The organism is Agrobacterium sp. El2ro-1b (assembly GCF_048298475.1).
GTDB lineage: Bacteria > Pseudomonadota > Alphaproteobacteria > Rhizobiales > Rhizobiaceae > Agrobacterium > Agrobacterium fabrum.
Window position 1 is genome coordinate 556,933 of record NZ_CP103459.1, and the last position, 20,264, is coordinate 577,196.

Here is a 20,264-nt window from a genome sequence, read left to right on the forward strand (position 1 = left end):
TACATGTGCCTCATCAAGGTCATGCAGCCCTATTGCAGCGTCCCGGTGGCCCATGTGTCTCGTATTCACTTTCACTGAATGCAGCGCAGAACGTATTCTTGCCGAGCGCACGAGCGGAAGTGAGCCGTACGCGCATGCCTTACCTCGCCGAACCGATTTTCCTGCGTGGAGTGACTGCGCCCAAGCTGCCGTCCCCGTCGCTTGGCGGTGAATAATCGTAAAGCGTGGGCGAATCGAGTGAAGCCAGCAAAAGTAAATGTTCCGCTACTTTCACCTTTTGCAGATGTTCGACATTATTCCGGCCACCAATACTGAGTGCAGGGGCGAAACCATAAATCTCACCGGATTCAAGTTGCCCAATCCTTTCAAGAGCCAAGGGCATCATGTTTTGGTATTTTTCGTCTTCCCATGGAGCCACATATGGAGAGACGTTGAATGACAATTTAAGACCAATCATCACTTCGTCGGTCCATTGGCGCTTTTTAACTTCGTCGTACCCGCGGGGCTCCACTCGGACCATGCCATTCGGCAGATTTAACCGTATCGTCGCATCGCCGTACCAAATATCGACGTTACCGAACGCATTGTATCCGAAGGCAACCATGCGCGTTGGATCAAGCTCGGGATCTCCGAGAAACACATAGTCGATAACCGGCTGAAATATAGAAGGATCGCATATCCAATACTGGCCTTTTGACCAACTGCACCAACCTTTTTCGATCCAGAATTTTACCAGAATTTCAGGCAATTGATCTTTGTAGCGCTCTACTATTTGCGCACCAGGCTTCACTATGTGGTCGATTTCGTATGCATTAAGGAGTTCCTCAATCCACTTGGTTTCAAATACGTTGTAGTTCGGCTGCTCTACCATTGTTATGTTCCTGTTAATGGCTCACCGGGGCGACTGGGGTTGCTGGGGCAAAGTCGAAGATCGACTTGCACACTGGGGCAGTTGTTCGCCGCTTGTCTCTTAGCATGCTCCGTTAGTCGGCTGGCGCGAGTATGTCCGTTTCGATTTGGATTGATCCATTGACTTCCCATAGAACTATCTTCGGAAAGGCCGCCTACCCGATATTCAATTGGCTACGGAATTATATTTCCCACCCGCGATCATGTCTGGATTATGCAATGCCGCCGCCGAATCCAGATATTCTCCCAATTTTACCGGACCTTGGACTGGACCGTACTGATCGACGTACATTCTCCTACCAGTAGTTTCCGACCATAAATCACTGAAAATTCCGCTCCTTCACCTTCAACGTATCGATATGAAGGCTAGGGCCCGCGCCGCCCGACTTCGCCACGACGCCCAGATCGAGAACGCCGACTTCCGCGCTGCACGTGACCTCGATCGCAATCTGTTCATGAAGCTTTCCACCTGCGACTGGAACAGACAGCGTCACAGCTTGCTCATGATTGGGCCAGCCGGAGTCGGCAAAGCTGGTTGGCCCGTGCCCTCGGCCACAAGGCCAGCCCAACTATCACCGACAATGTTCAGCTCAGACCCAGGGACGCTCAAACCGTCCGGCTTCGCCTCGGAACTGCGTCCGGTATAACGTTGGAACAACCGTCCGCTTAAATCTCGCAATCCCTGTTCGGTCTCATTGGAATACGCAATTTCAAATTAGATCATTACTGTTCGCCAAAAATATCGAGCATCGCTTTATTGTTTTTTGTGCGCGCCATATCGAGAGAAGATCGCCCCGCCAAATTTTTTCTAGTTGGATTGGCACCAAGCTCGACAAGGGTCTTTATCAATTTTATGTTGGGACGAGGATTCAAAACCGATGTCCAAAGAGCGTCATTTCCATACTTGTCAATTAAATTAATTGAGGGTCCTTTGTTAAGAAGATCCTCGGCAAATTCAAACATGGATCTGGAAATCATATATTGTAAGGCAGTCTGACCATTATCATCTTGGTGGTCTATATTCTTGCTTTTTGATATGAAGTACGGAACAAACTCCGGTCTATGCACTATAGATTCTTGCAAATAGCTATGATTGTCTTCGCTTATTAACTCCAAGTCTTCGATATTATTCGGATCGAAATCTTTGTCATTTCTGAGCTCTGCGAAGTAATTTGGCATATTAGTCGTCCTGCTTACTGTTGCTCGTATCTATGGCTGCGGTTACCGTTGATTGATTCAGGCTGATAATTATTGGGGTCCCTGTATTTCTGCAAGAATTCATCTTTTGAAATTCGACCGTCCATATAGTCACGATGGAGAGTCCTATACTCATGGCCCGGCTTGTGCCCCATATCCCATTGGCCGGCTCTTGACTTAGATTGGTCCCAAGTCAACTTTTCACCCGTATTGGGATCGTAAACATCACCATTTTCATCTTTTGCTCTTTCCCATACATCATCGACTTGTCCATCAGCATATTTAGGGCGGCTTTTAGGATCGGAGTAAGGTTTTTCGTTTTGCGTACTTCTTGTGCCGCCATCTCCGTTTTCGGTCGTTTTGGCGACCTCTTCCTTGGCCTTTTTTGCCTCCTTAGCTTTTCTTGCTGCCTCCTCAGCCTCTTTCAGTCGATGCTCTGCCTTGGCAACATCTTCAAGCGCTTCGGCAACTTCCCCGGCGGCCTTCGCTTTTTTGAAAGGATTTACGACACCAACAGCGACAGCTGCTAAATGCCCTCCCGCTTGCGCGACGCCTCCTTCATCATAAGCGTTTGTCACGCCCGTCCAAAGACCTTTAAGCGCATCGCCGGTCCAAGTCGCCACATTTTCCGCGGACTGCCCCGGATTGTTCCACACATAGTCGGCGGTATTAGCAACTCCTTGTCCAACATTTTTTCCGAAGTTGGCAACGTCATTTATGGACGGTCGAGCATCCCAAGCCGACTGTAAATCAGAGCCGATCCGCGACGGGTCATTCCAATATTCTTCGCCCTTTTTGAGCGCCCCGCCCGCCAACTGGGCTTCATCAGAATTATTGTAAAACCCGTCCCAAGCCTTCTCAAAGCCGCTCCGGTTGTGTTCGTCTTTTCCATCCGGTGGGGAATGAATTTCTGTCGATTTCACATGAATGTATTCGCCGGGGCAATTTCCATTATTCAGCGTGCATTTGTCAGCATGGCGCTGAACCGGAATGCCATTCGCACGTACTATGGATGATGACGTAACCGGCTCGACGACATCCTCCACCGTGCCGGACTTTACTCCCTTCCCAACCCCCGGCTCGTCGCCATAGCAGCGAAAAAACTTCGAGTCATGCCGCTTGATGACTAAGCCGTTCGACCGAACGTTAGGAGAATAGTTGGTTTTGTCGTCTGCCTTGCCCCACGCTATATACGGAATTGGCTTCTCAGGGGAGCGGCAAACATCTGGCGAAGTGGCAACTGCCAGAGTTTCACCATCATCAGGGACAAGTTCAGGAGGATGGGGATCGGCGGTTGTTGGTGGTGGCTGCTTGGATTTTAATTCATCCTCTTCGCGGACCTTCTTTTCGAGTTCAGCGTCATGGAACTCTACGACAGAATCGTAATTGGAAGGATCTTTGAACTGATAGAAATAGTTGCCGCCTCGGTTCCATATGACAGGCTGGTCTGCAACAAGACCGTTGCGTTGAATGGCTCCGGTGCTGAAAGCTTGCTGTGTCACATTTTGATGGGTGCGAGACGTTGCTCTGACGGTGATTTCATCCATCAGACCTCCTCCACACGATTTATGAATGAAAGGAGCGGCAAACCTCTCCTATGGGGCCAAGGAAAAGCCGTTCGCCAAGTCAAAAAGACCCGCCCAACGCCGGGTCTCATATCAAAATGCACGCCATCAACAACGGAATGAGCAATGTGAGTTATATTACCTTGGTCAATTTCGACCTTCAAAGCAACATTTGGTAAATAACCTGAGAGATTTTCGAGTTGTGGCAATAAGCGATGAAGCTTGAATGGTTCATCGCCGTTAAGCCACGGGTCTACGATCTGATCTCTTGGCGCTGCCTGCCAGAACGCATAATCAAAGTCCGGTGGAAGCAATGGGTGCCGGTTCTCCAACCACTTATCGTCATATGTCCCGGCAAGATCGGCACGATCTTTCCAGAAGGGAGAGATCGGGGCAAAACCAGCAGGCTTTGGCCGATCTTGTACTGAAAGAATTGGGTTGGTTTCCTCTTCGATTTGCGGCGCCGCCCATTCATGCTGTTCTTTGAACCGGGCCTCATCAACAAGACCGATGCCTACCGGATTCGTTTCCACGGTCTCGTTTTCAAGACGTCCACCGAAGGCCAACCGCCAATCCAACGGCACGTACGGTACTGGCTGGCCCTCTGTTAGCTCCCAGCCGTCCATAGCATCTTCGTGTTCGCGGTCTATCAACCCGCGCCAAGTCTTCCGCGTTTTAGCGCGCCACACACGTGGTCCATGAACACGAAGCCGCTTTCCCATGGAGCCGACTTGGAAACCGCATGTCCATGAAGATGACGGCACCCCGTTAGGAGCAAAGGTGGCCCCAAGAAACGTAACATCTGTGCCGGGTTTAAAGGGAGCTAGGTCCGTACAGGCCATCTGTGGCGTTTGATGCGGATCACCGTCATACACATCAGACATAACAAGTGGTAATTGCTTGTCAGCGAGTTGAAGCGGTCCACCATTCGTCAGCTTGAACGTGCCCCTGGCAACGACGACACCCATGAGGTCGCCGACCATATTGAACTGACGGAACGCAAGTGCGGGAAACGGTGTGCGGTTATCAACGGACATAGCCCATTAACCCTTAACCGATGAATCCGCTGATGTCGGTCCTGCCTCGGAAAATCCTCCACCCGGCTTATTCAGGTCGACTACGACGCCGTTGATTTGGGTGGGGCCGGAAGCGGTAAAGTTGAAATTCGTCCCGAGGATAATGACGGTACCGTCTTTTCTCATGATGAATTTCGAAGCGCCGCACTCGATGACAAACTCCTCGCCAACGATTGTTTTTTTGAATTTCCCAACGTTTTCCAACGAGGTCTGCCCGATATTGGTAACTTTACTAACCCCGACCTGCTCAGCCTTCGCCACTCCAACGGATGTGGACTGAAACGCCCCGACGATCGTGTTCATGATACCCGGCAGCGGAAAGAGGCCCGAGGCATCTGAACCGACACCCGTTCCAGAACCCGCAAGAGCCGTACCCGCATCCGCCCGCGGGCTTGAGCCCGAGACGACCCCCTCACGCGAGGAAAGTCCGCCCGCACCAAGAAATCCGAGTGCGGATGAAGCGAGCGTGGTGGCAAAGGCCGCGACGCCAGGACCACCACCGCCGGCGATCTGGGCGGCCTGCGAAAGGAGGCCCGCCGTCTGCCCGGAGAGTGCCTGCACACCCGCCATGGCCATCATCGCCATCGGTCCCGTGCCGCCGACAACGGTGTTCACCGAACCACCGATCTCGTGTTTCTGGTTGCCGGAAACCTCGACGGCCCGGTTGCCGCCGACCGAGGCGACCTCGTGCCGGTCGATGCGCTTGGTCCGGTCGTTCAAGACCCGCGTCGTCTGGTCCTTCTGGGCGTGGAAGAACTGGTTTTCCTTGCCGGCTTCATCTTCGAAGGTGATTTCGTTGAAACCGTCACCCTTGTGACTATTGGAGCGCAGCACCATGCGCGTCTTGTTGGCGGGCAGGTCGTAAGGCACGGAATTGGCCGGATTGTTGACCACGCCGATGACCAACGGCTTGTCCGGGTCGCCATCGACAAAGGCGACCATCACTTCCATGCCGATGCGCGGAATGACCTGCGCACCCCATGTGCCGCCGCCCCATGCCTGGCTGACCCGCACCCAGCACGTATCCGTGCCATCCTTCTTCGCCTTGCGGTCCCACGGGAACCAAAGCTTGATGCGGCCATATTGATCCGGATGGATTTCCTCGCCTTCAGGGCCGGCGACGATCGCCACCTGCGTGCCCTCGATGCGCGGTCGTTTGGTTGACCGGTGCGGCGTCAGCGGCACGCGGGCCGGAATTGCCTCGAAGTGATTGCGGTACTCCGGCTCATTGCTGTTTGTCTCATAGGAGAGATCCACGATGCTGTGGCTTGCCCTCACGATCACATGCTCTTCATAGGCATGCTCGGGATGGGCAACTTCGAAAGGCGTAAAGCGACGGCCCGCCTCCAGAATACGCGTGGTCGACGAGCCGAACACCCGGTCATGATCGGCCTCAATTGCCTGCGTGCGCAGTTTCTGTGCCCGCTCCGCCTCTTCCACCGTCTTGATACGGGCTGGATATTCGTAAAGCTCGCGCTTCGTCGCATCCGGCATCTGCACCAGCGATGGCGTCATCGTGCCCGGCACCATGCCCGGTGTCTCGAAATTCCAGTCCGCACCCGCCCGCTGGCCGGAGACATAGGAAAAGCGCCGCGCCCAGTCGTTGATGTGGTTACGGTCCGACGAGCCCTGCGCCAGACGCACCGTTCCCTCGCCCTGTGCGGCCGGAGATGGTCCGAGCCAGCCGCTGGCGCTATCGGCCACATGCAGCTTGTGGGACCCGTCCTCGTGGCTGAACCAGTAAAACAGGCCGTCCTCTTCGAAACGGCGAGTGAGATAATCGAGATCCGTCTCGTTAAACTGCACGCTGTAATGCTGCGCAGGCGGCGGCGAGATGATGCCCGATGTATCGGGGGCGGGAATGCCGTGTTCGGAAAACAGCGTCTCGACGATCTCGACCGCCGTCTTGTCCATCCAGATGCGGCAATCGGAGCGGCGCGACAGCAGCCACATCTGCGGGCGGATGGTCAGCGCATAGGAGCGCATGCCACGGGTAATCGGCGGGCCTTCATGCAATTCCGTCACCAGGCCGTTGAAGGGCCGGCGGATGCCGCCGCCATCACCATCGCCCTGGCTTATCTCGATCGAGACATCGACCAGCCGTCCGATCAGTTCCTCGGGCTTCACCGCTTCCTTCTTGGCCCGCACCGTCAGGCGGATGTCGAAAAGCTGCGACACGCCCTCCTCGACCGTCAGGCGCTCCGGCAGAAGCTGGTCCTCGCCCAAAGGCGAAGACACTTTCAGAACACGGCTCGCCTGAACGAAATCAGAAACCGAAGGCTGGTCGTTCATGGGACACTCCTAAATCAGGACCCGCGGCTGGCCTGCAGCGGCCAGAACCAGATCGTTTCCGAATTGTAGTAGCAGGCCGACGCGCATTGGGTGGCTTCCGACCCGCCGCGCACGAGATCGATATGACCGCCACCGGTGTAGCCGGGGATATTGTTGAAGGCCACGACGCCGTTGCGCGCGCCGATGCCGTTGCGGGCGGTGGCGGGCGTGTAAGGATCGGGCTCGCCAAGATAGCTCGTCCGCTTCATCAGGGTGGCAAGCCGGCGCATGTTCACCTCGATGCCTTTTCCGGCATAGGGGCCCTTCTGGATGCGGTGCGAAGAAGGCACGATGTTGATGCCCGACTTCACGAAAGCGATGCTGACGCGGATGGCGCAGGTATTATGATAGTTCGGATTGCCGATGAAGCTCTCCCAGCCAATTTCCGTGAACAGATCACGCTGGCTGAGATAATTCTGATGCGACGGATCGCTGCTAGGATAATTGCTATAGAGAGTGTCAAAGTTAACACGCATGGCTCGTCCCACTAGTTACTTTTCTGCTCACAGGGAAAGGAGACCTTGAGCGCCTCCCGCACGAGAGTTGCTGCCTGTTCATCCAGTTTTTCCGCAGGCATATCGCCGAGATAGGTGTAGATCCGGTCGATGAGTTCATGGGGCGCCACGGCACCCGCACCACACCAGTCCGATCCGCTTGTCAGATCGGCCACACCGGCGATGTAGGCGCTCGATTTTGCGACCGAAACCAGCCGCCGCATTTCCGGATCGGATACTTCCGGAGCGAACTTCCCATCGATGGCCTGCTTGAGTTCGGCACCGGAGAAGATCCATGTCCGTTCCGCCGCACCGGCCGGTGAGAGACCGGACAGGGCCAGAACAAACGGCACGGAGACAAAAACCGCATATAGGGAGCGCATGAAAAACCCGCCTCGTCCAACGTGGATGAGAAACATCACGACGTGAGCTGCAAACTGCAATGAAAACGTTCCGGTGCCGGCAATGCCGGCACCGGGTCGCGTGGCTATCAAGCGGCCTTGGTCGTTGCCAGATCGTAGGACGCGATCATCGGAGACTGCGGCGAGTTGTTGTCGTCGAACGGCGTGTACTTCACTTCCATTTTCGTGAAGTTGAGCTTGATGGTCTCCACCGGACGATCCCCGCTGGAATCCACCGAGTAGCTGGCGATGAGCGTGTTCGTCAGCAGGTATTCGATGTAGGTGTTGCCAGGATTGCCGGTCGTCACCAGATGGATCGTTGCAAGCTTGCCGGTGCGGCCGGCACAGGCCTCCTGGAAAAGCTTCGTGGAAGAGGAGTCGCTAACCTTTGTCAGAATGACTTCCGAAATGGTCGGTTCGGACGCTTCACGGTTTGCAGCAGAACCAGCCGACGTGTTCATGTTACGGGCCACGTTCCAGTGAATGGCTTCAATATCCATCCACTTGCGATGTTCTTCATGGGTGGCGTCGCCCTGGATACCGTCAATCTGCAGATAAATTGGCATGCTCTAAGCTCCTGTAGCTGAAATGACCTCTTGCTCCGAGGCCGAGTTACCCTTCGTTTAATGCCGCATGCGTCGGGTAGCCCCATCCGACGCGGCAACTTTATCCACCCCAACCTCTTCGGTTACGGCGAATTCATCTGCTTCCCCAGCCGCTTCGGCACGAATGCCGAACCCGTTTTCACCAAAATCGACAACGATCTTCCCGACGCGTTCTCCCGCGATGACCTTCTCGAGGAAAAAGCTGGAAAGAGGCGGCAGAAGATCCTTGCCAATCATGATTTCGATGGCGCGTGCGCCGATTTCACTTGCACCGGCGCGCGCCACCAAGGCATCGCGCGCCGCATCGGACAGTCTCAGGTCGGTGCCATATGTTGCGAGCACACGGTCCCTGATCTTGCCAATCTGCATGTCCACGATCCTTGCAAGCTCCTCCGTGCCGAGCGGCATGAAGGGCAGGATGATCGTGCGCCCGAGGAATGCGGGCTTGAACTGTTTGGTAAGCTCCGGCATCAGAAGCGCTTCCAGCGCCTCACCTTCCGGCATCGTGTCGGGATCGGCGGAAAGCGCCGACAGCAATTCCGAACCGGTATTGGCCGTCATGAAGATCGTGGTGTTCTTGAAATCGACGTCGCGGCCTTCGCCATCGCGAAGCACGCCCTTGTCGAACACCTGATAGAAAATATCCTGCACACCCGGATGGGCCTTGTCGATCTCATCGAGAAGCAGAACGCCGAACGGCCGGCGGCGCACCGCTTCCGTCAGCACTCCACCTTCGCCGAAACCGACATAGCCGGGCGGTGAGCCGAGAAGCAGCGAAACCTTATGCTCCTCCTTGAACTCCGACATGTTGATCGTCGTCAGATGGCTGTTGCCGCCATAGAGCATATCGGCCAGCGACAGCGCCGTTTCGGTCTTGCCCGTTCCGGACATGCCGACAAGGAAAAACACCGCCGGCGGGCGGCGCGGATCGGACAATCCGGCACGGGCGGTGCGCATAGCATCGGCAATCCGGGTAATTGCGGCATCCTGCCCCACCACCCGCTGCCGCATGCGTACATCCAGCGTGCGGGCGCTTTCGATCTGGTCCGCCAGAAGTTTGCCGAGCGGAATCCCGGTCCACCGCGAAACGACGGCGGCGATCGCTTCACGATCAACCACTGTCGGAACAAGTCTTTCGGCATTTGCGGGCCGCATCTCCGCGGCAGGCCGCAGGTGCGACACATTCGACGCGCCGGTTTCGGCCGGCTGCTCGTCACTGAGCGCCGCCAGTTCGGCCATTTCCGCGTCATAACGGCTGCGCAGATCATCGATCCCGCCCTCGAGCCGTTCAAGCTCGTCGCGTATCGACTGGATGCGGTTTTGCATATCCTCATCCTGCGGTTCACGCAGAAGCCAGTTCAACTCGTCCGACAGCAGACGCCGCTCGCTTTCCATGGCGCGCAGCCGCTCTGGCAGGGTCTGGCGCGCCAGCGAAACGGCCGCAGCGGCAGTATCGAGCAGGCTGACCGCCTTGTCCGGCAATTGCCGCGCCGGCATGTAGCGCGCAGATAATTGCACGGCAGCCACGATCGCCTCGTCACGAACGGTGACGTTGTGATGGCTGACGAAAGTATCCGCCACACCGCGCAACATCCGTATCGCGGTCGCCTCATCCGGCTCGCGCACATGCACGGGCTGGAAACGACGCGTGAGCGCCGCATCCTTCTCGAAATATTTCTTGTACTCGCTCCACGTCGTTGCCGCGACGGTCCGCACCTCGCCTCGTGCGAGTGCGGGTTTAAGAATATTCGCCGCATCACCCTGGCCCGCGGCACCACCCGCGCCGACAAGGCCATGGGCTTCATCGATGAACAGGATGACCGGTTCGGCCGAACGCTTGACCGCATCGATCACACCGTGCAGGCGCCGCTCGAACTCACCTTTCACGCCGGCACCGGCCTGCAACAGCGAAATATCGAGGTTCAACAGGCGGACATTGCGCAGTTTTTCCGGAACGTTGCCGGAGGCGATTTCCAGCGCCAGCGCTTCGGCGACCGCCGTCTTGCCGACACCGGCCTCGCCCACCAGAATGGGATTGTTCTGTCGGCGGCGGGTCAGAATATCAACGAGCTGGCGCAACTCATCATCGCGGCCGATAACGGGATCGACCTTGCCGTTGCGGGCATCGGCGGTCATGTCGTGGGTGTAAAGGCGCAAGAAATCATTCTGGCCGGCGGCCTGTCCCGAGCCTGCCTCTCCTGAACTTGTCAGCGCGGAAGGAACATCCGCGCCTGCGCCGCTCTCTGCCGAGCTGCGAAGACGCTCAAGCGCCGCGCGATCCATCGTCTTGAGAGACGGAAATGCCGAGCGGACGAAGGAGCGAAGTGAGGTTTCCTCATCCATCGCCAACAGGAGATCGCAAAGCGTCACGCGGTCACGGCCAGCCTCCAGCGATGCGAGAATCCACGCCTCCCGGGCTGCCGTGAGGATGTTCTGGGAGAGCGACAAGGCCTCCCCGTCGCCGATAATGGCCTCCTCCAGACTGCGACCGATTTCGGCCTTCAATACCGGAAGTGGAATTTTTAATTCGTCGAATGTTTCCGCATAGATACCGGCATCCACAACCGCCAGCAGCCAATGCGGGATATCCACGTACCTGTGCCCCATACGCACCGCAACGGAAGCCGCAGCTTCGAGGGTAACGCGCAGGTCTGGCTCAAGCGCTCCAACGAGGCGATTGAGATCGATATGCGACATGCAATGAGCCTCCTGTCCGGGTTCATTCCACAACGTGACGTGGAATAACTATGATGATGAAACCGGGTTGTCCACCCCGAAGTTTATTTTTTATCGGATTAGATTAGGGAGTAGACGCCACAATTTAGACACATTTTGAATAAGTCTGTCTGATCAATAGCCTCACGTAAGGGAAGTAAATACAAAAAATCCATTACTATTTTCTGGGGATAGACTGCTCTTGAATACACAGCATGTTAAAAGAGATATAGAGTTTTTGGCGAATTGCGGAGATAATATCCGCAACGATCCAAGAACGCGTGAAATATACTATAGAATTAAGGACGAAAGAAACCAGGCGCGCGCAGAAGAGCGGGCCACCTCCCCTCAGGATAACCTGAAGATTTCCAGTAGCTGGGACAGTGTCAGCAATCTTGGATTGCAGATTATATATTCCGAAAGCAAGGATGTTGAAATATTGGCATGGCTCGCGGAAGCAAGCCTGCGGCTGCGCGGCTTCCATGGGCTGCGCGAAATCTACGAGCTTTGTGGCGATCTTTTTTACAACCACTGGGACTCATTGCGCTCAATCAGCAACGATAATGACGAGGAAAAATTTGCACCTTTTGCGGGATTGAATGGCATTGGCAGCGAGGGAACACTTGTTCAGCCGCTCCGGCTGGCATCGTTGATCCCCGGTGGAAAATTCGGAGAACACAGTCTTTGGGATTTCCAGCTGGCGCAGCGACCGAACGAGAGCAAACGCCGCGAAGAACTGTACCGGATAGCCTCCGAAGCCGGTGTTGCCGCCATGTCTTCCCATCTGGCGGCGGTGAATGCCTGTCTCTCCTCGTTTGACGCCATTACGGCCGTTCTTTCCGAACGTTGCGGCCAGGCCGCCCCCCCGAGCTCCAACATCCGCAACACGCTTATCGAAGCAGCCGCGGCAATTCGCACGCTGGGCGGGCGCGACCAGGAAGCGGCATCGGTGGAACAGGCACCGGCCATTGCTGCGGACACCGATGAAAGCGGGCAGCCGGCCGTGCGGCCATCCCCGGCATCCCCGGAAGGCATATCTTCGCGCGATGAGGCATTTGAAACTCTTCTTTCGGTTGCGCGTTACTTTCGTCGAACCGAACCGCATTCACCGATCTCGCTCTCCATCGAAACGCTGGTTCGCAGAGGGCGCATGGATTTCTCGGAACTGCTGGCCGAGCTTCTGCCGGAAACGCAGGCCCGAAACGCTGTTCTGACGGCCGCCGGCATCAAACCCGGCGGAGACAATAACGGGAAATAAGCAACGCGGGACGAGACGCCGTCCCGCAACAGTCATCTATGCCAAGGGGCATCAAGGAGGTTGAAATGGCAAGTGTACATGAAAAGCTGGAGCGGGTTCGCAAGCCACGCGTTCACATCAAATACGAAGTCGAAACCGAAGGCGCGATGGTGGTCAAGGAACTGCCTTTCGTGGTCGGCGTGCTCGGTGATTTCTCCGGCAATCCCACCCAGCCGCTCAAGCCGTTCGGTGAACGCAAATTCGTTCAGATCGACCGCGACAATTTCGACGAAGTCATGCGCCGCATGACGCCGGGCCTCAACATTTCCGTTGCCAACACGCTGCAGAAAGACGGCACGGACATGCAGGTCAACCTGAAGTTCGAAAGCATGGACGATTTCGAACCCGGCGCCGTCGTGCAGCAGGTTCCGGCGCTCAAGGCGCTTCTGGATGCCCGCAACGAGTTGCGCGATCTGCTTTCCAAGGCCGACCGTTCGGAAGATCTGGAGCGGATGCTGGAAGATATTCTGCAGAACAAGACCGACCTCGCAACGCTGGTTTCCGAACTGAAGGAAAAGAACGGCGCGAGCGAATAATCGCCTGTGCGGAGGAGAACCTCCCCGAACGGCCCCGTGGGGCTTCAACTGTTCAAGCGGCATTTTCAAAGCCGCATGTGGAAGGACTGAAACATGAGCGCTGAAAGCCTGCTGAAAAGCGAAGCACAGGCAACGACCGCCGAAGATCAGGGACTGCTGTCCAAGGTGGTTTCCGCAACCCGCCAGACCGAACCAGACCGGGCGCAAAATCTGCTGCGCACGTTGACCGATCAGGCCCTGAAGGGAACGGTCAAATATGACCGCAACCTCACCGTCACCCTCAACCATGCGATCGCCGAACTGGACCGGACCATTTCCGAACAGCTCGCAGCCATCATGCAGGCGCCGGAATTCGCCAAGCTGGAAGGCACCTGGCGCGGGCTCAACTACCTCGTCAAGAATTCCGAGACGAGCGTCAACCTCAAGATCCGTGTCATGAACGCCGGCAAGCGTGAACTGGCGCGCGATCTGGAAAAGGCCGTCGAATTCGATCAGTCCCGCCTCTTCAAGGCGATCTACGAAGACGAATTCGGCACCCCGGGCGGCGAGCCGCTCGGCGCCATCATCGGTGATTATGAATTCGGCAATTCCTTCGATGACGTACAGCTGCTGCAGGGCGTCTCATCGATCGCGGCGGCGGCTTTCGCGCCGTTCATCTCGGCGGCAAGCCCGCACATGTTCGGCTTCGAGGATTATCGCGACCTCGCCCGTCCGCGCGATCTGGAAAAGATTTTCGACACGGTGGAATATGCCAAATGGCGCAGCTTCCGCGAAAGCGACGATTCCCGTTTCGTCACGCTGGCCTTGCCGCGTGTTCTGGCCCGCATGCCCTATGGTCCGAAGACCAACCCCGTCGATGATTTCGCCTATGACGAAACCAGGGGCGCGGTGAATGGCGACCTGCAGCATAACGAATATTGCTGGATGAACGCCGCTTACGTCATGGGCACCAAGCTGACCGAGGCTTTTGCAAAGAGCGGCTGGTGCACGGCGATCCGCGGCGCGGAAAATGGCGGCCGGGTGGAAAACCTGCCCATGCATGTCTTCTCCAGCGATGACGGCGATCTGGACCTGAAATGCCCGACCGAAGTCGGCATTACCGACCGCCGCGATGCGGAACTCGGCAAGCTCGGCTTCCTGCCGCTCTGCCACTACAAGAACACGGATTATGCGGTGTTCTTCGGTGCCCAGACCGCACACAAACCGAAGCTTTACGACAAGCCGGAAGCCACGGCCAATGCCGCCGTTTCGGCCCGCCTGCCCTATATCATGGCGACCTCGCGCTTCGCGCATTATCTCAAGGTCATGGGCCGCGACAAGATCGGCTCCTTCATGGAAGCGTCCGACTGCGAAGTCTGGCTCAACCGCTGGATCGCCAACTACGTCAACGCCAATGACGAAGCGGGCGAAGAAAGCCGGGCGAAATATCCACTGCGCGATGCCAAGGTGACCGTGCAGGAAGTGCCCGGCAAACCCGGTGCCTACAACGCGGTCGCATGGATGCGGCCCTGGTTGCAGATGGAAGAACTGACGACCTCGCTGCGCATGGTCGCCCGTATTCCGTCCAAGAACTGAACCCGGACCGGGGTGATCAGCCACCCCGGCCCCGTTCATCACCCGGAGCCCGCTCATGGCGCATCAGTCCTTTCCGGACGCCCGTCTTTTCGCCGACCAGCTCATCGCTCTCATCGACGATGCGCTGACCGGCCAGGTGAACGCCATTCTCCACCATCCTGATTTTCAGGCGATGGAGGCGAGATGGCGCGGGCTCGCCATGGTCGTGCGCGAGGCGGGCCGCAGCACCGACGTGAAGGTGAAGCTGCTGAACGCCAGCTGGCGCGACCTTGCCCGGAACACGGAACGCGCCACAGACTTCGACCAGAGCCATCTTTTCGAAGTCGTCTATAACCGCGAATTCGGCATGCCCGGCGGCGAACCGGTGGGCCTGATGATCGGTGACTACGCCTTTTCTCCCGATGATCTTCAGGGCGCAGATTCCATCACCACGCTGTCGCAGATCGGCATGGTGGCTGCGGCGGCCTTCTGCCCCTTCGTGGCGGCGGCGGCACCTTCCGCCGTCGGCCTGCAGGATTTTTCCGAACTCAGCCGGGTTCATGACTTTTCCTCGCTGAAGCAGGAGAAATCTCGGCTTCGCTGGAATGCGCTTCGCGCCCGCGATGATTCCCGCTTCGTCGGCCTTGTCGCGCCGCGCGTTTTGCTGCGCTCTCCCTACAGGCCTTATGCGCGTGGACGGGATGATGGATTTCCGTTCCGCGAACATGTGGCGGAAAGTGGCGAGACACTGCTCTGGGGTAATGCCGCCTTCGCCTTTGCAACCGTGGTCGTGCGCAACTTCGTCGATTCCGGCTGGTTTGCAGATCTGCGCGGTGTGACACAGGACGCCGTGGATGGCGGCATGCTCTCTGCCCGGCAATTGCCGCCGTTCGATCTCGGCATCGAGAGCAACGGCCTTTCCGCCCAGCCGCCCGTCGAGGTGCAACTGACGACGGGACAGGAACAGCAGTTTTCTGATCTCGGCATCGTGCCCGTCTCCACCACCTATCTTTCCGGCATGGCGATCTTCAACGCCAACCAGTCTCTGCACGCTCCCGGCCATTATTCCACCGAAGCGGCGAGGCAGAACGCCCGCCTTGCCGCCATGCTGCAATATGTGCTGTGCGCTTCCCGGTTCTCGCACTACCTCAAGGTCATCATGCGTGATGACATCGGCCAGCTCAGCGATGCCACGACGATTGAGCGCAAGCTGGAAAGCTGGCTATCCTCCTACACGCTCGGCAATGACGATGCGGAGGCGGCGCTGCGCACGCGCTATCCGCTGCGCTCTGCCGGGATCAATGTCTTCGAGGTTCCCGGCAAGCCCGGAACATTCTCCTGCACCGTGCGCCTCCAGCCGCATTTCCAGCTCGATGACGTCTCCACGAGCTTCCACCTTATTGCCGAAACCGTGATGCCGGCCACCGCCGCATCCCGGTCTTCGGCCGAGCCGCAAAGGATATCCGCATGACGTTGCGCGACGATATTTCCCGCCTCCTCGACGATAACCAGCTGCAAGACGCAATAGAGCTCGCACGGGACCATGTGAGAGCCAAGCCGACCGACAAGGACGGCCGCCATTTCTACATCGACCTGCTGGTCCTCGCCGGCGACTATGAAAAGGCCGATGCGCAATGCAATCTGGCTGCAACATTCTCGCCGCAGGACAGCGTCGGTTTTTCCCTCTTTCGCCACCAGCTGCGCGCCATGGCCGCACGCAATGCGTGGTTCGAAACCGGCGCGGTGCCGGATTTTCCCGGCGGTCCCTCCGAGCTCGATCAGCTGGCCATCCGGGCGAATATTGCCGCACGCAGCGGCGACGCGGATACCGCCAGAACCGCACTGGCTGAACTCGACGAAAAACGCGGCAATGTGCCGATCGGTCACGATGGCAGGAGCGCAGGCGACATCCGCGATCTGGACGACCGGATTCCGCATGCGCTGGAGGTCCTGACCAATGGCGGCCGCTATCTCTGGATCGATTACGGGCGCATCGACAGCCTCAGCATCGATCCCATGAGCCGCCCGCGTGATCTCGCCTTTCGAGGCGCCGAACTGACGTTGCGCGACGGCGCGATCGCATCCGTGCTGCTTCCGGCGATCTATCATGGCGCGGGAGATGATGTCGGTCTCCTTCTCGGTCGTGAAACCCGCTGGAGTGAAGACGACCAACCGCTGGCGACGGGCTTCGGGCAGCGCTGCCTGCTGATTGGCGACGATGTGGTGCCGTTCCACGAGATCGACGCTCTTTCCGCCCTGTCCGACGAAGAAAGGCAGATCGCCCGTGGTTGATCCGCTGGAGCAATATCGCGCACGGCAAAGGACGCTGTCGCGCTCCGTTCTAGACCGGCTGCTCGATGACGCACCGGATGCGGAAACGGATATGCTCGTCAGCCTGAAGGATCAGGCCAGCGAGATGCGCGAGGTGATCCGCCGCGATCTCGAGGCATTGCTCAATACCCGCCGCAACCCCGCCGGCCCGCCGGCAATGCTGAAGGAATTGGCAGATGCGCTGGTGAGCTATGGCGTGGATGGCATTCTTTCGGCCAATCTGGTGACGGATGCCTCGAAGGCGCAGCTCGCACGCAGCATCGAGCGGCGGATTTCCCTGTTCGAAACCCGCCTTGCCGATGTGCATGTGACGATCCTGAAAAACCGCACAGATGGCGACCGGGCGCTTCGCATGCGCATACAGGCGAGCTTCCGTCTTCAGGAAGGAATGCCGCCGATCAGCTTTGAATCCCGCATCGATCCGTCCACGCAACGTTTCCTGGTGGAGGCGACGAATGGCTGACGGCTTCCTCGAAAAATACAATGACGAGCTTTTTGCGCTCCGAAAACGCGCATCGCGCTTTGCGGCGGCGTTTCCGAAGATCGCCGGCAGGCTGCGCATGACCGGCGATGTCGCCGACGATCCGCATGTAGAGCGGCTGATCCAGAGCTTTGCCTATTCGGCCGCCCGCGTGCGCCAGAAGCTGGATGATGAATTTCCGGAACTGTCGGACAGCCTGCTGGAAACGCTCTATCCGCATTATCTTGCACCGATCCCTTCGATGAGCGTCGTGCAATTCGCTCCGAGCTCGGCGCTGGCAACCGTACAGACGCTTGCCCGTCACAGCGAAATCCTCGCCGAACCGGTGGGCGGCGAAAGCTGCCGTTTTCGCACCACGCAGGAGGTGGAAATCGCTCCGCTGCAGATCGCGGCAGCCACGCTTGCCGGCCAGCCGATCGATGCGCCTTTTTCGGCATCCTTTGCCGGCACTGCCAGCTGCCTGCGGCTTTCGCTGCGCAGCACGGCGCCGCGCGGCGGCACATTTCCGGAAATGGGACTGACGAAACTCCAGGTCTTCCTGTCCGCCGCATGGCAGCAGGCAACGGCGCTTTACGAGCTTTTGACCAACCATTGCATCGGCATGGCGCTTGCCCGTCATTCCGAGGACAAGGAAGCCATCTTCCTGCCGGCCGGGAATCTCAGACCTTCCGGGTTCACCCGCGATCAGGCCATGTTGCCCTATCCGGCCAACAGCTTTGACGGATACAGGCTTCTCACCGAATTCTTCGCTTTGCCGCAGAAGTTTCTCTTTCTCGATATTGACGGGCTGCACAGATGGAGCGGCGGTGATTGCGAGCTTTATATCTATCTGGATGCCGCCGATACGCAGCTTGAGCGCATGGTGTCGGTCAAGGATTTCGTGCTGAACGCCTCCCCGGTCATCAACCTCTTCAAGCAAAGCTGTGAACCGCTCAGCCTGGATGGAACCCGGACCGAATACCGCCTGCTACCGGATGCACGCCGCCAGCGGACCCGCGAGATATACGCGGTCGAAAACGTCCAGCTGACCAGCCGTTCCGGGCAGAGCGAGAAAACCTCTCCCTTCTTCGGCCGCACCCAGCGCAACAATGGTGCGAATGTGTTCTGGCAGATCCAGCGCCGGTTCGACGATGATGGCTCCTCCGATACCGACATCGCCTTCGTGGATGAAAAGCGCGGACCGCTGGGGCCGCTCGACGTGGTAGCGAGCATCGACACGCTCTGCATCAACCGTGAGCTGCCGAGTCAGCTTCCGTTTGGTGGTGGGCATCCATTCCTGCAGCTTTCGACCGGCAATGAAGCGGTAAAATCGGTCCATGCGCTGATGCCGCCGACGGCGGCGATCCGCGTCAACGAACGCTCGGCGCGCGAGTGGCGGCTGATATCGCATCTTCTCCTCAACCATCTTTCCCTCACCGATAGCGGCGGCGCTCCGCTGAAAGATATTCTGTCGCTTTACTCCTTCAGAGACAGCCCGGAAACCCGGCAGCTCGTGGAGGCGATCAGCAAGGTCGAAGCACAGAATTCCCACGCCCGCATCGGCGCGACGATGGTGCCCGGCACCGACATAACCGTGGAGTTCGATCCCGCGCTGATCGCACGGCCTGCGGCTTTTGTATTCGCCGGCGTCCTCAACCATTTCTTCGGGCTTTACACCTCGATCAACAGCTTCACGCGGCTGACGGCGACGATGCGTGGCCATTCCAAACCGATTGCCCGCTGGCCGGCCCGCGCCGCTGACCGGCCGTTGCTCTAGGAGATCGGGATGGACCAGCAAATGCCAACCATGAAAGACCGGCAGGCCGCGCTTCTCAGTGACGATCCCGGCCGTTTCGAACCCACCACCGCGTTTCGCGTCGCCCAATTCGTCGCGGAGGATGACGGGGTCGTCATCGGAGCTCATGGCGGCGCACAGCCGACGCCGCTTGCGATCAGTGGTTTTAATCAAAAGCGCGGCCATGTTGAACTGAAATCCGCTTTCGCCCCGATCGTCGGTCCACTCGGCTCACTGCCGCCGGCCTATGGCGAATTGCTGCAACGGGAAGAACGCAATCGTTCCGGGGCGCTCGCAAGCTTCTTCAATCTGTTCGCAGCAAGGTTCAGCGAGCTTTTCGTCTCCGCAACGGAGAAATATCGGCTCGCAAGGGGCCTGCGCTGGTCGGCCAGGCAACAGGACAATGGTTTCCGCAAAACCCTGCTGGCGCTGACGGGGTTCAGGACGACGGGACTGGCACAGAAAGCCGGCGTTGCCGAAGACACACTTTTGCGTTTCAGCGGGCTGTTGGCCAGCCGCAACCGCAATGTCAGCGCGCTCACCTCCATGCTGTGCGAGTTCACCGCGCTTCCGGTTACGGTCGAACAGTTTCGGCGGCGCTGGGTGGCTTTGCCGCTTCACGAACAAAGCCAGCTCGGGCAGGCCTCCGGACTGAGGTTGGGGCAAAACACGACGGCAGGAAGCGCTGTCGAAGATATGAGCGGCGGCTTCCGGGTGGTGATCGGCCCCGTCGGCTATGCCGATTATCTGGCCCTGACGCCGGGATCGAAGCGGCTTGCGGAAATATTCGCGCTGACGCGCCTGTTCGTTGGAAGCGCGCTGCACTTCGATGTGCAGGTGATCCTGAAAAAGGAGGACATTCCCTTTTGCCGCCTCGGCCAGTCCGATGCGCCCGCCCGTCTCGGCTGGAATAGCTGGGCTCGCGTGGCACCCGCAGAAAAAGACAGCGCCGACGCTGTTGTGACCGAGCGCGAAGGCTCGGCGATGTCCGCGTGAGG

At 58.0% G+C, this 20,264-nt stretch carries 19 protein-coding genes and 1 pseudogene; 9 read left to right on the plus strand and 11 right to left on the minus strand.

Going from position 1 to position 20,264, the window contains the following annotated elements; translation table 11 throughout:
• Positions 1-139: 139 nt before the first annotated feature.
• Genes NYR50_RS16835 through NYR50_RS16845 form a run of 3 tightly spaced genes read right to left on the minus strand, consistent with a single transcriptional unit; the run spans position 140 to position 1,201 of the window.
• Entirely contained in the window at positions 140-871 is a 732-nt protein-coding gene (locus tag NYR50_RS16835) for a GAD-like domain-containing protein (protein ID WP_174011667.1), read from the minus strand.
• 2 nt (positions 872-873) lie between these two features.
• Positions 874-1,080: a polymorphic toxin type 15 domain-containing protein gene (locus NYR50_RS16840; RefSeq protein ID WP_418138265.1), complete on the minus strand. Its 207-nt coding sequence runs from the start codon at positions 1,078-1,080 to the stop codon at positions 874-876.
• Entirely contained in the window at positions 1,076-1,201 is a 126-nt protein-coding gene (locus tag NYR50_RS16845; protein WP_174011662.1) for a polymorphic toxin type 15 domain-containing protein, read from the minus strand. The genes NYR50_RS16840 and NYR50_RS16845 overlap by 5 nt, the downstream gene beginning before the upstream one ends.
• A gap of 70 nt (positions 1,202-1,271) precedes the next feature.
• Between NYR50_RS16845 and NYR50_RS16850 the strand changes: the two are divergent.
• A pseudogene (locus NYR50_RS16850) lies at positions 1,272-1,471 on the plus strand (ATP-binding protein); the annotation flags it as partial.
• A 161-nt stretch (positions 1,472-1,632) separates the two neighbouring features.
• Here the strand turns inward: NYR50_RS16850 and NYR50_RS16855 are convergent.
• From NYR50_RS16855 to tssH, 8 genes are all read right to left on the minus strand, one after another.
• On the minus strand, positions 1,633-2,088 hold the full coding sequence (locus NYR50_RS16855; RefSeq protein ID WP_174011659.1) for an ankyrin repeat domain-containing protein: 456 nt from the start codon (positions 2,086-2,088) through the stop codon (positions 1,633-1,635).
• Positions 2,089-2,102: 14 nt separating this feature from the next.
• Positions 2,103-3,653 carry a PAAR-like domain-containing protein gene (locus NYR50_RS16860; RefSeq protein ID WP_174011656.1) on the minus strand — a complete coding sequence of 517 codons (1,551 nt, stop codon included), beginning with the start codon at positions 3,651-3,653 and terminating at the stop codon, positions 2,103-2,105.
• The gene (locus tag NYR50_RS16865; protein ID WP_418137671.1) at positions 3,653-4,708 is read right to left on the minus strand and encodes a DUF2169 family type VI secretion system accessory protein; all 1,056 of its coding nucleotides are present in this window, start codon (positions 4,706-4,708) and stop codon (positions 3,653-3,655) included. Before NYR50_RS16865 ends, NYR50_RS16860 begins: the two co-directional genes overlap by 1 nt.
• Positions 4,709-4,714: 6 nt before the next feature.
• Positions 4,715-7,039 carry a type VI secretion system tip protein TssI/VgrG gene (tssI, locus tag NYR50_RS16870; protein WP_174011650.1) on the minus strand — a complete coding sequence of 775 codons (2,325 nt, stop codon included), beginning with the start codon at positions 7,037-7,039 and terminating at the stop codon, positions 4,715-4,717.
• 14 nt (positions 7,040-7,053) lie between these two features.
• Positions 7,054-7,554: a type VI secretion system amidase effector protein Tae4 gene (locus NYR50_RS16875; protein ID WP_418137672.1), complete on the minus strand. Its 501-nt coding sequence runs from the start codon at positions 7,552-7,554 to the stop codon at positions 7,054-7,056.
• Positions 7,555-7,565: 11 nt separating this feature from the next.
• A complete protein-coding gene (locus NYR50_RS16880; protein WP_174011644.1) occupies positions 7,566-7,955 on the minus strand; it encodes a Rap1a/Tai family immunity protein in 390 nt (129 codons plus the stop codon).
• 107 nt (positions 7,956-8,062) lie between these two features.
• On the minus strand, positions 8,063-8,539 hold the full coding sequence (locus NYR50_RS16885) for an Hcp family type VI secretion system effector (RefSeq protein WP_003504561.1): 477 nt from the start codon (positions 8,537-8,539) through the stop codon (positions 8,063-8,065).
• Positions 8,540-8,596: 57 nt separating this feature from the next.
• Entirely contained in the window at positions 8,597-11,275 is a 2,679-nt protein-coding gene (tssH, locus tag NYR50_RS16890; RefSeq protein WP_174011641.1) for a type VI secretion system ATPase TssH, read from the minus strand.
• Between the two features lie 220 nt (positions 11,276-11,495).
• Between tssH and tssA the strand changes: the two genes are divergently transcribed.
• The 8 genes from tssA (at position 11,496) to tssG (ending at position 20,262) form a co-directional block, all read left to right on the plus strand.
• Positions 11,496-12,551 (plus strand): type VI secretion system protein TssA, encoded by a 1,056-nt coding sequence (tssA, locus tag NYR50_RS16895; protein WP_418137673.1) that lies wholly within the window; start codon positions 11,496-11,498, stop codon positions 12,549-12,551.
• A gap of 65 nt (positions 12,552-12,616) precedes the next feature.
• Positions 12,617-13,126 carry a type VI secretion system contractile sheath small subunit gene (gene tssB, locus NYR50_RS16900; protein WP_010973761.1) on the plus strand — a complete coding sequence of 170 codons (510 nt, stop codon included), beginning with the start codon at positions 12,617-12,619 and terminating at the stop codon, positions 13,124-13,126.
• Positions 13,127-13,219: 93 nt separating this feature from the next.
• Positions 13,220-14,701, plus strand: a complete 1,482-nt coding sequence (gene tssC, locus NYR50_RS16905) for a type VI secretion system contractile sheath large subunit (RefSeq protein WP_174011635.1) — start codon at positions 13,220-13,222, stop codon at positions 14,699-14,701.
• Between the two features lie 55 nt (positions 14,702-14,756).
• Positions 14,757-16,151, plus strand: a complete 1,395-nt coding sequence (tssC, locus tag NYR50_RS16910) for a type VI secretion system contractile sheath large subunit (protein WP_174011632.1) — start codon at positions 14,757-14,759, stop codon at positions 16,149-16,151.
• Complete coding sequence (locus tag NYR50_RS16915) at positions 16,148-16,972, plus strand: type VI secretion system accessory protein TagJ (RefSeq protein WP_174011630.1); 825 nt, start codon at positions 16,148-16,150, stop codon at positions 16,970-16,972. The genes tssC (NYR50_RS16910) and NYR50_RS16915 overlap by 4 nt, the downstream gene beginning before the upstream one ends.
• Positions 16,965-17,474: a type VI secretion system baseplate subunit TssE gene (gene tssE, locus NYR50_RS16920; RefSeq protein WP_174011627.1), complete on the plus strand. Its 510-nt coding sequence runs from the start codon at positions 16,965-16,967 to the stop codon at positions 17,472-17,474. The genes NYR50_RS16915 and tssE overlap by 8 nt, the downstream gene beginning before the upstream one ends.
• Positions 17,467-19,248: a type VI secretion system baseplate subunit TssF gene (gene tssF / locus NYR50_RS16925; RefSeq protein WP_418137674.1), complete on the plus strand. Its 1,782-nt coding sequence runs from the start codon at positions 17,467-17,469 to the stop codon at positions 19,246-19,248. The genes tssE and tssF overlap by 8 nt, the downstream gene beginning before the upstream one ends.
• A gap of 9 nt (positions 19,249-19,257) precedes the next feature.
• Positions 19,258-20,262, plus strand: coding sequence for a type VI secretion system baseplate subunit TssG (gene tssG / locus NYR50_RS16930; RefSeq protein ID WP_174011621.1), 1,005 nt, complete (start codon positions 19,258-19,260; stop codon positions 20,260-20,262).
• The last annotated feature ends 2 nt before the right edge of the window (positions 20,263-20,264 follow it).

Bases quoted from the DNA above. Each gene is read 5' to 3' on its own strand.
- tssB (WP_010973761.1), top strand. From the start codon at position 12,617: ATGGCAAGTGTACATGAAAAGCTGGAGCGGGTTCGCAAGCCACGCGTT.
- tssH (WP_174011641.1), bottom strand. From the start codon at position 11,275: ATGTCGCATATCGATCTCAATCGCCTCGTTGGAGCGCTTGAGCCAGAC.
- NYR50_RS16845 (WP_174011662.1), bottom strand. From the start codon at position 1,201: ATGTACGTCGATCAGTACGGTCCAGTCCAAGGTCCGGTAAAATTGGGA.
- tssF (WP_418137674.1), top strand. From the start codon at position 17,467: ATGGCTGACGGCTTCCTCGAAAAATACAATGACGAGCTTTTTGCGCTC.
- tssI (WP_174011650.1), bottom strand. From the start codon at position 7,039: ATGAACGACCAGCCTTCGGTTTCTGATTTCGTTCAGGCGAGCCGTGTT.
- NYR50_RS16835 (WP_174011667.1), bottom strand. From the start codon at position 871: ATGGTAGAGCAGCCGAACTACAACGTATTTGAAACCAAGTGGATTGAG.
- NYR50_RS16880 (WP_174011644.1), bottom strand. From the start codon at position 7,955: ATGCGCTCCCTATATGCGGTTTTTGTCTCCGTGCCGTTTGTTCTGGCC.
- NYR50_RS16915 (WP_174011630.1), top strand. From the start codon at position 16,148: ATGACGTTGCGCGACGATATTTCCCGCCTCCTCGACGATAACCAGCTG.
- tssC (WP_174011632.1), top strand. From the start codon at position 14,757: ATGGCGCATCAGTCCTTTCCGGACGCCCGTCTTTTCGCCGACCAGCTC.
- tssG (WP_174011621.1), top strand. From the start codon at position 19,258: ATGGACCAGCAAATGCCAACCATGAAAGACCGGCAGGCCGCGCTTCTC.
- NYR50_RS16875 (WP_418137672.1), bottom strand. From the start codon at position 7,554: ATGCGTGTTAACTTTGACACTCTCTATAGCAATTATCCTAGCAGCGAT.
- NYR50_RS16855 (WP_174011659.1), bottom strand. From the start codon at position 2,088: ATGCCAAATTACTTCGCAGAGCTCAGAAATGACAAAGATTTCGATCCG.
- tssC (WP_174011635.1), top strand. From the start codon at position 13,220: ATGAGCGCTGAAAGCCTGCTGAAAAGCGAAGCACAGGCAACGACCGCC.
- NYR50_RS16885 (WP_003504561.1), bottom strand. From the start codon at position 8,539: ATGCCAATTTATCTGCAGATTGACGGTATCCAGGGCGACGCCACCCAT.
- NYR50_RS16860 (WP_174011656.1), bottom strand. From the start codon at position 3,653: ATGGATGAAATCACCGTCAGAGCAACGTCTCGCACCCATCAAAATGTG.
- NYR50_RS16865 (WP_418137671.1), bottom strand. From the start codon at position 4,708: ATGTCCGTTGATAACCGCACACCGTTTCCCGCACTTGCGTTCCGTCAG.